This window comes from Kitasatospora sp. NPDC059146, from assembly GCF_042786665.1.
Classification (GTDB): Bacteria; Actinomycetota; Actinomycetes; order Streptomycetales; family Streptomycetaceae; genus Kitasatospora.
The window spans coordinates 22,929-31,273 of sequence record NZ_JBHZCY010000111.1 but is presented as its reverse complement, the minus strand read 5'-3'; the positions used below and the strand labels follow the sequence as shown (position 1 = coordinate 31,273).

Here is an 8,345-nt window from a genome sequence, read left to right as displayed (position 1 = left end):
GGTCACGCACCGTCCGTGGGCGCGCGCGGGACCGAGTGGGCGGGGCGGGCCGGAGGGCAGCTCCGGCCCGCCCGGCGGGCCGTCAGACGGGCCGGGAGGCGAGCTCCTTGGCCGCGCGGGCGCAGGCACGCGCGATCCGGTCCTCGTTGACGGTGGTCAGCTCGCCCTTCTCGACGACGGCGTTGCCGTTGACGAACAGGGTCGCCAGCGGCGGCAGGGCGCCGAAGGTGAGGGCCGCGACCGGGTCGGCGATCGAGGAGTGCATGACCCCGTCGATCTTCCACAGCGCCAGGTCGGCCAGCTTGCCGGCCTCGATGGAGCCGATCTCGGCCTGCCGCCCGAGCACCCGGGCGCCGCCCATGGTGCCCAGCCGCAGCGCCTGGCGCCCGGTCAGCGCGGTCGGGGAGCCGTGCAGCCGGTTGATCAGCAGCGCGTTGCGCAGCTCGGTGCCCAGCTCGCCGGACTCGTTGGAGGCGGTGCCGTCGACGCCGAGCCCGACCGGTACGCCGGCCTTGAGCATGTCGGGCACCCGGGCGATCCCGGCGGCCAGGCGGGCGTTGGAGGAGGGGCAGTGCGCCACGCCGGTGCCGGTCTCGGCGAACTTGGCGATGTCGGAGTCGTTCATGTGGACGCAGTGCGCCATCCAGACGTCCTCGCCGAGCCAGCCGACGGACTCGAAGTAGTCGGTCGGCCCCATGCCGAACAGCTCCTTGCAGAACTGCTCCTCCTCGGCCGTCTCGGAGCCGTGGGTGTGCAGCCGGACGCCCTTGCGGCGGGCGAGTTCGGCGGACTGGCGGAGCAGGTCGGTGGAGACCGAGAAGGGCGAACAGGGCGCCAGCGCGACGTGCAGCATCGAGCCGAAGGAGGAGTCGTGGTAGCGGTCGACGGCGGCCTCGGAGGCGGCCAGGATGTCGTCCAGCTCCTCGACGGCGTGGTCCGGCGGCAGTCCGCCGTCCTTCTTGCTGCGGTCCATCGAGCCGCGCAGCGCGGTGAAGCGCAGGCCGAGCTCCTGGACGGCCTCGATCGAGGCGCCGAGGATGTCGCCGCCGTCCTTGGGGAAGACGTAGTGGTGGTCCGAGGCGGTGGTGCAGCCGGACTTGAGCAGGGCGGCGGCCGAGCCCTGGCTGGCGGCGTGCACGAGCTTGTCGTCGATCCGGGCCCAGGTCGGGTAGAGGGCGACCAGCCAGTCGAAGAGGATGTTGTCCTGGGCGAGGCCGCGGGTGATCCACTGGTAGAAGTGGTGGTGGGTGTTGACCAGGCCGGGGGTGAGCAGGTGGCCCTCGCCGTTGATCCGGCGCACCACGTTGTCCAGCCACGCCGGGGCGGGGCCGTTGCCGACGGATTCGATCCGGTTGCCGAGGATGACCACGTGGCCGCGGGCGTACTCGGTGTCGACGGCGTCGACCGTGGCGATCGCGACGTTCTCGATCACGATCCGCTGGTCGGCGGGCGGGGGCTGGACTGCCATGGTGTCACTCCTATGGGGGAGGGCCAGGAGGGGCGCGCACCGAGTGGTGTGCGCCCCTGCCCGGACCGGTCAGGACGGTGTCGCCGTCGGCACCGTCGCGCCGGGGGCCTCGCCGGACCTGGACTGCGATGCGGACCGGCGGGCGGTTCCGACGTGGTGGAACAGCAGGTTGAGCAGGACGGCCATCACGCAGCCGGCCGAGATCCCCGAGTGCATCAGGGTCCGGACCGCCTCCGGGAAGGCGTCGTAGAAGGTGGGTACGGCGATCGGGATGATGCCGACCCCGAGCGAGACCGACACCAGGATGGTGTTGGCGCTGGACTCCATGCCGGCTTCCGCGAGGGTGCGGATCCCGCTCGCCGCGACCGTGCCGAAGAGGACGATCCCGGCACCGCCGAGGACGGGCTGCGGCACCAGCGAGACGACCGAGCCGAGGACCGGGAAGAGTCCCAGCAGGATCAGGATGCCTCCGCCGGCCGCGACCACGAAGCGGCTGCGGATCTTGGTCAGCGCCACCAGCCCGATGTTCTGGGCGAAGGCGCTGGCGGCGAAGCCGTTGAAGACGGGGCTGAGCGCGGTGGCCAGTCCGTCGGCCCGGAGGCCGGCGGCGAGCGTGGGTTCGTCGGCCTCGCGCTCGACGATCTTGCCGAGGGCGAGCATGTCGGCGGTGGACTCGGTCATCGAGACCACCATGACGATGCACATCGAGACGATCGCGGCCGCGTCGAAGGCGGGCGCGCCGAAGTGGAACGGGGACGGGAGCGCGAAGACCTTCGCGTCCTGGACCGCGCCGAAGTCGGCCAGCCCCAGCGGGAAGGCGACCAGGGTGCCGAACGCCAAGCCGATGAGCAGGGACAGCTGCTGCCAGAAGCCGCGCAGCAGCCGGTTGCAGAGCACCACCGCGGCGAGGGTGATCGCGGCGAGGCCGACGGCCCGTACGGAGCCGTACCCGGGGGCGCCCGGCGAGCCGCCGCGCGCCCAGTTCACCGCCACCGGGAGCAGGGACACCCCGATGAGGGTGATCACGGTGCCCTGGACGACCGGGGGGAAGAACCGGATGAGCTTGCAGAAGTACGGCGCCGCGAGGAAGCACAGGGCCCCCGCGACGATCACCGCGCCGAAGATCACCGGGAGGGCGTCCTTCGGTCCGCCTGTTTTTTCGATGGAGCCCTTGGCGATGGCGATCATGGGCGCGACGCCCGCGAAGGACACGCCGTTCACGAACGGCAGTCGTGCGCCGATCTTCCAGATGCCGAGGGTCTGGAGCAGGGTGGCCAGTCCGGCGGTGAACAGGCTGGCCGATATGAGCAGGGCGAGGTCGGTGGCGGAGAGTCCGACGCCGGCGCCGACGATGAGCGGGGGTGCGACGACTCCCGCGTACATCGCGGCGACGTGCTGGAGCCCGGTGGAGAACAGCTTCACCGGGGGCAGCACCTCGTCCACGGGGTGGGTCCCGGACCCGGACGGCCCGCCGGGCAGGCGGGTCGACGTACCGTCCGGGCCTGGGGTTCTTGCAGGGGTGGAACCGCCGTCGTTACTGCTGGTGTTGCTGGGTGCCATGTCGAGCCCCTCTTGTGCCCGTGGCTCCCGGCGCGCCCGTGGCGCTGGAGATCCCCCGAGGGCGGGACGGCGGAGCAAGGATCCCTCGGGACGCTTCTCCAGTGCCCCGGGCCGGCCGCCGCGAGGCGAGCACGAACTCCGGTTGGTGGGGGTGGAGAAACAGGTGGAGCGTGGTGCGGTGGTACGAGTGGCGATGGTGGTGCGGGTGGCGATGGTGGTGCGGTCCGCCCGAACTCGACCGGCCCGAGCGGGCCGGAGGGTGCGGCGATTCCGGGCGGAGTCCATGGGGTGGGGTGAGCGGGGTGGGGGAGGTCAGGCGACCGGGATGACCGGGACGACGCCCTCGCGGTGCACGGTGCCCTCGATCAGGCCGTACATGCGGTCCGCGGCGTAGTAGACCTCGTTCTCGTTCTTGAGGCCGAACGGCTCCAGGTCGACGAGGAAGTGGTGCTTGTTGGGCAGTTCGAGGCGTACCTCGTCCACCTCGGCGCGGTTGTTGAGGACCCGGGTGCCCATCGCGTGCAGGGTCTGCTGCAGCGAGTAGGAGTAGGTCTCGGCGAACGCCTCCAGCATGTGCCGCTTCACGTGGGTGTAGGAGCGGTTCCAGTTGGGCTGGGCCTCGCCGTCGCGACCGCTGTAGCCGTACTTCCAGCGGGCGGTGACCTGGGTGGCGAGGATGCGGTCGTACGCCTCCTGGAGGGTGGTGTACTTGTCCTTGATGTAGCCCCAGAACTCCGAGTTGGTGGAGTTCATGACGATGAGGTCCTTGAGGCCGGAGATGACCTGCACCGTCTCGCCGTCGTAGACGATCTCGGTGGTGCGGGTCTCCTGGCCGGTGCGGACGAAGGAGTGGCCGACCTCCTCCGAGCCGATGAACCGGGCCGAGCTGTCCGGCGTCCTGATCCGGTCCCAGGCGTACTCCTCGATCCGGATCCGGGCGCTGTGCACGACGCCGCGCTCGGTGTCGTCGACGAAGTGCCGGGCCAGCAGGATGCCGAAGGCCTCGGCCGAGTCGATGCCGTACTCCTTGGCGAAGGCGTACACGGTGTTCTTGGTGGTGTCGGTGGGAAGGCAGTTGGCGTTCGACCCGGTGAGGTGGACGTCCTCGAACTCGCCCTGGAGGGAGACCGAGACGTTCAGGTCCTTGATCTCGTGCCGGGTGGAGTCGCGGTAGACCCGGACGATGCGGTTCTCCGCCTTGCCGTACTGGTTCTGACCGAGCACGTGGGCCATGACAGGCTCCTAAGCTTCCAGGTCGGTCCACTAGCTTCCGCGGTAGACCGAGTATCCGAACGGGTTCAGCAGCAGCGGCACGTGGTAGTGGTGCTGCTCGGGCGCGACCGTGAAGACGATCGAGACCTCGGGGAAGAACGGCGGCTCCGCGGACCCCCGCGCGTAGTACGCGCCGGTGTCGAAGAGCAGCCGGACGACCGAGCCCGCCTCCACGGCCGGGAGGTCCTTGACCCGGCCGTCGGAGTCCGTGGCGGAGGTGCCGAGCACCTGCCAGCCACCCTCGGTGTGCAGTGCGAGCTCGACCGGGACGCCCTCGGCCGGGCGGCCGAGGCTGGTGTCGAGCACGTGGGTGGAGATGCCAGTCATGGGTGAGGTGACCTTACTGATGGCAGAGGTGATGGTGCGTCAGATCGCGCGGAGCGCACGTCCGGGGTGGGGCGTCCGGGATGGGACGCCCTTCCTGCCGAGCATTCTTGACGATGCGTCAGGAACCGTCGAGGAGGCGGCTCAGCCGGATGTCGTTGATCTTGCGCAGCTCGCCCCGGACGATCTCCGCCTCGGTGGCGGGGTCGTTGGGGTGGCGCTCGCGCAGGGCCGTGAGCATGGTGACCGCGGTGCGGCCGGTCGCGCAGATCAGGAACACGTGGCCGAACTTCGCCTCGTAGGCGGTGTTGGCCTCGTGCAGTTCGTCGAGGACCGCCCGGTCCACGCCCTGGATGCCGGCCTGTTCGCGCTCGGAGGTGGCGTCGCCCTCCTTGGGCCGGCCGATCCGGGCGTGTCCGGCCATCGCGTCGCGCAGGTCCGCGACGGTCAGCGCGGCCATGGCCGCCGCGTTGGCGGCGAGCAGGGCCTCACGGCTGGGCCAGGGTCGGGTCTGTGCGACGGCGGCGGCCCAGCGGGGGCTGGAGCATACCTCCAGCAGGATCTCCTCCAGCTTCGCGGCATCGGCCGCGGCCAGGGAGTCGAGGGCGTGGGGGTGGTTGGTCACGAGTGGACCTCCTGAAGAGTGGTGCCACCCGGAAAAGCTAGATCGGCCCCACCCTGCCGTCAACAGTTTGTTGAACCCTTGGTGGTTACGTTTTGAACCGGGCCGCGCTGCGGGGCCCTTTCGTGTGCGATTCGCCAAGTGTGCCCCGCCGTGGGCCGGTCGAGACTGTCCACAGCGGCGGGGTCACCCGTCCGCGAACCCCTCGCGGGTTCCTCGCGAACCCCTCGTGGGTTCCTCGTGAGCTCTTCGCGGGGAGCCCGCGAGCCGCGCTCAGGACGGCTTCGTACCGTCCTGGCGGTTCAGGTAGTTGTACACGGTGAAGCGGCTGACGCCCAGGGCCGAGGCGACCGTCTCGACCCCGTGGCGGACGGTGAAGGCGCCGCGCTCCTCCAGCAGGGCGACGACCCGCTGCTTCTCCCAGCGGTCCAGCTCGGCCAGCGGGCGGCCGTCGAACTGGCGGGCCATCTCGGCCAGCAGCCGGTCCAGCGCACTGCTCAGGTGCGGCAGCCGGACGGCCAGGGCCGGGGTGCCCTCCCACTCCAGGACGACGTCCTCGGCCTTCGCCTCGTCCAGTGGGACGGGCGTCGCGCCGACCGCGTCCAGCAGTGGCTTGACCGCCGCGGCGAGCGGGTGCTCCACGTGCTCGGTCACGGCGTACCGCCCTCCTCTCCCAGCACGCTCACCTGGACGGAGATGCGGGTCGCCCCGGCGTCCAGGGTCTCCCGGAGCAGCCGGGTCACCGCGGCGAGGACCTGGTCGGCCTCGCCCTCGGCGCCGGTCCCGAAGGGGCCGACCGCCACGTCCAGGCCGGCCTCGTCGACGACCTTGCGGGCCGTCGCGGCGTGCTCGGGGAACGTGTCCAGTTCGAACGGTTCTGTCGTGAACTCCACCATCAATCGCACCCGCTCACTCTAGCGAGCGGGGGTGGGCGGGGGCAGGGCCTGGGCGATCGAACAGTCGCGGGGCCGGTGGGCGGACCCCTCGGAGCCACTTCAACAAAATGTTGCGGCAGCCTTGACACCCGCTCGGCGGGCCGGAGATGCTTCCACCACACAGAATCCCTCTTCCGGATCGTGGAAGTTGCGGATGAAGGAAGAGAGAGTGAGAGGTGATGGACGTGACGGCGGCTGCCAAGCACGGCTTCACGGTCAACCTGTCGATCCTGTTCGGCGAACTCCCGCTGCTGGAGCGCCCCGCGGCCGCCGCCGCGGCCGGCTTCACGGCCGCCGAACTCTGGTGGCCCTTCGGCACCGAACACAGCCCGGGTCGGGCCGAACTCGACGCGCTGCGCAAGGCGTTCAGTGACGCGGGCGTCCGGCTCACCGGCCTCAACTTCCTGGACGACCTCAGCCAGGGCGCCCGGGGAACCGTCTCGGTCCCGTCCGAGCGGGAGCGCTTCCGGGCCAACGTCCCGGTCGCCGCGGAACTGGCCGCCTCGCTCGGTGCCACCGCGCTCAACGCGCTGTACGGCAACCGGGTCGAGGGCGTCGAGCCGGCCGAGCAGGACGCGGTCGCACTGGAGAACCTGGTGCTCGCGGCCCGGGCGGCCCACGAGATCGGTGCCGTCCTGCTGATCGAGGCCCTCAACGCGGCCGAGTCCCCGGACTACCCGCTGGTCTCCGCGGCCGCCGCGGTCGAGGTGGTCGACAAGGTCAACGCCGCCACCGGCCTGGGGAACGCCAGGTTCCTCTGCGACCTGTACCACCTGGCCAAGAACGGCGAGGACCTGGCGGCCGTCATCGACACCTACGCCGACCGGATCGGCCACGTGCAGATCGCCGACAACCCGGGCCGCAACGAGCCCGGCACCGGCGGGCTGGACTTCGAGGACCTGTTCGCCCGGCTCAGCGCGGCCGGCTACAGCGGCTCGATCGGCCTGGAGTACCGCCCCTCCACCGGCGTCAGCGCCGACAGCTTCGACTGGCTGCCGCGCGAGCTGCGCGCCGCCCGCTGACCCGGCGCCCACTCCGCCGGCGCCCACTCCGCCGGCCGACCCGGCGCCCCCGGCGCCCGTCCGGCCCGGGTACGCGGCGTACCGCGGCGCCCGTCCGGCCCGTCACCCCTCCCCACCCGTACACGTAAGGAACCCGACGCGATGAGCGCCTCCCGCAAGATTGCCTTCGTCGGCCTCGGCATCATGGGCAAGCCCATGGCCGTCAACCTGGTCAAGGCCGGCCACCACGTGACCGGCTTCGACCTCTCCCAGGCCTCGATCGACACCGTGATCGCGGCCGGCGGCCACGGCGCCGCCAGCATCGCCGACGCGGTGAAGGACGCCGAGGTCGTCATCACCATGGTCCCGGCCGACCCGCACGTCGAGGCGGTCATCCTCGGTGAGGGCGGCGTCCTCGAGAACGTCCAGGCCGGCACCCTGGTGATCGACATGTCCTCGATCACCCCGCAGACCTCCATCAAGGTCGGCAAGGCCGCCCGGGAGAAGGGCGTGCGCACCCTGGACGCCCCGGTCTCCGGCGGCGAGGCCGGTGCGGTCGAGGCGGTGCTGTCGATCATGGTCGGCGGCGAGGCGGCGGACTTCGCCGAGGCGAAGCCGCTGTTCGACGCGCTCGGCACCACGGTCGTCCACGTCGGCCCCGACGGCGCCGGCCAGACCGTCAAGGCCGCCAACCAGCTGATCGTCGCGGTCAACATCCAGGTGCTCGCCGAGGCCGTGGTGTTCCTGGAGAACGCCGGCGTCGACCTCGCGGCCGCGCTGGACGTGCTCGGCGGCGGCCTGGCCGGCTCCACGGTGCTCAACCGCAAGAAGGCGAACATGCTCAACCGCGAGTTCGCCCCCGGCTTCCGGATCGACCTGCACCACAAGGACATGGGCATCGTCACCGACGCCGCCCGCGCCGTGGGCGCCGCGCTGCCGGTCGGCGCCGTGGTCGCCCAGCTGGTCGCCTCCGCCCGGGCCAACGGCGACGGTTCGCTCGACCACTCGGCGCTGCTGCGCGGCGTCGAGCGGCTCTCGGGCCGCGAGGTCGCCTGACCCGAGGGGCCGAGGCCCCACAGACTCCTCCTGGTGGCGTGTACCTGATCCGGTCGTGCCCGCGCCACCAGGAGGCCAGACCCGACCGGCGTGCGGGCAGGGGCTCA

Annotated in this window: 9 protein-coding genes; 2 read left to right on the top strand and 7 right to left on the bottom strand. The window is 71.4% G+C overall.

The features are described 5' to 3' along the window. Nucleotides 1–82: 82 nt before the first annotated feature. From ACFXPX_RS33565 to ACFXPX_RS33535, 7 genes are all read right to left on the bottom strand, one after another. Nucleotides 83–1,468, bottom strand: a complete 1,386-nt coding sequence (locus ACFXPX_RS33565; protein ID WP_375891445.1) for an 8-oxoguanine deaminase — start codon at nucleotides 1,466–1,468, stop codon at nucleotides 83–85. A 69-nt stretch (nucleotides 1,469–1,537) separates the two neighbouring features. After that, nucleotides 1,538–3,028 carry a nucleobase:cation symporter-2 family protein gene (locus ACFXPX_RS33560; RefSeq protein WP_380593699.1) on the bottom strand — a complete coding sequence of 497 codons (1,491 nt, stop codon included), beginning with the start codon at nucleotides 3,026–3,028 and terminating at the stop codon, nucleotides 1,538–1,540. A 312-nt stretch (nucleotides 3,029–3,340) separates the two neighbouring features. Next, complete coding sequence (pucL, locus tag ACFXPX_RS33555) at nucleotides 3,341–4,261, bottom strand: factor-independent urate hydroxylase (RefSeq protein ID WP_375891447.1); 921 nt, start codon at nucleotides 4,259–4,261, stop codon at nucleotides 3,341–3,343. Nucleotides 4,262–4,291: 30 nt separating this feature from the next. Beyond that, nucleotides 4,292–4,627 carry a hydroxyisourate hydrolase gene (gene uraH / locus ACFXPX_RS33550; RefSeq protein ID WP_375891448.1) on the bottom strand — a complete coding sequence of 112 codons (336 nt, stop codon included), beginning with the start codon at nucleotides 4,625–4,627 and terminating at the stop codon, nucleotides 4,292–4,294. 118 nt (nucleotides 4,628–4,745) lie between these two features. Further along, the gene (gene uraD, locus ACFXPX_RS33545) at nucleotides 4,746–5,249 is read right to left on the bottom strand and encodes a 2-oxo-4-hydroxy-4-carboxy-5-ureidoimidazoline decarboxylase (RefSeq protein WP_375891449.1); all 504 of its coding nucleotides are present in this window, start codon (nucleotides 5,247–5,249) and stop codon (nucleotides 4,746–4,748) included. A 270-nt stretch (nucleotides 5,250–5,519) separates the two neighbouring features. Beyond that, entirely contained in the window at nucleotides 5,520–5,900 is a 381-nt protein-coding gene (locus ACFXPX_RS33540) for a helix-turn-helix domain-containing protein (protein ID WP_375891450.1), read from the bottom strand. Beyond that, nucleotides 5,897–6,142 (bottom strand): thiamine-binding protein, encoded by a 246-nt coding sequence (locus ACFXPX_RS33535; protein ID WP_375891475.1) that lies wholly within the window; start codon nucleotides 6,140–6,142, stop codon nucleotides 5,897–5,899. The genes ACFXPX_RS33540 and ACFXPX_RS33535 overlap by 4 nt, the downstream gene beginning before the upstream one ends. Nucleotides 6,143–6,360: 218 nt before the next feature. Here ACFXPX_RS33535 and ACFXPX_RS33530 point away from each other — a divergent pair, with 218 nt between their 5' ends. Continuing rightward, entirely contained in the window at nucleotides 6,361–7,203 is an 843-nt protein-coding gene (locus ACFXPX_RS33530) for a TIM barrel protein (RefSeq protein ID WP_375891451.1), read from the top strand. Between the two features lie 141 nt (nucleotides 7,204–7,344). Further along, nucleotides 7,345–8,238: a 2-hydroxy-3-oxopropionate reductase gene (locus ACFXPX_RS33525; protein ID WP_380404843.1), complete on the top strand. Its 894-nt coding sequence runs from the start codon at nucleotides 7,345–7,347 to the stop codon at nucleotides 8,236–8,238. Nucleotides 8,239–8,345: the final 107 nt, after the last annotated feature.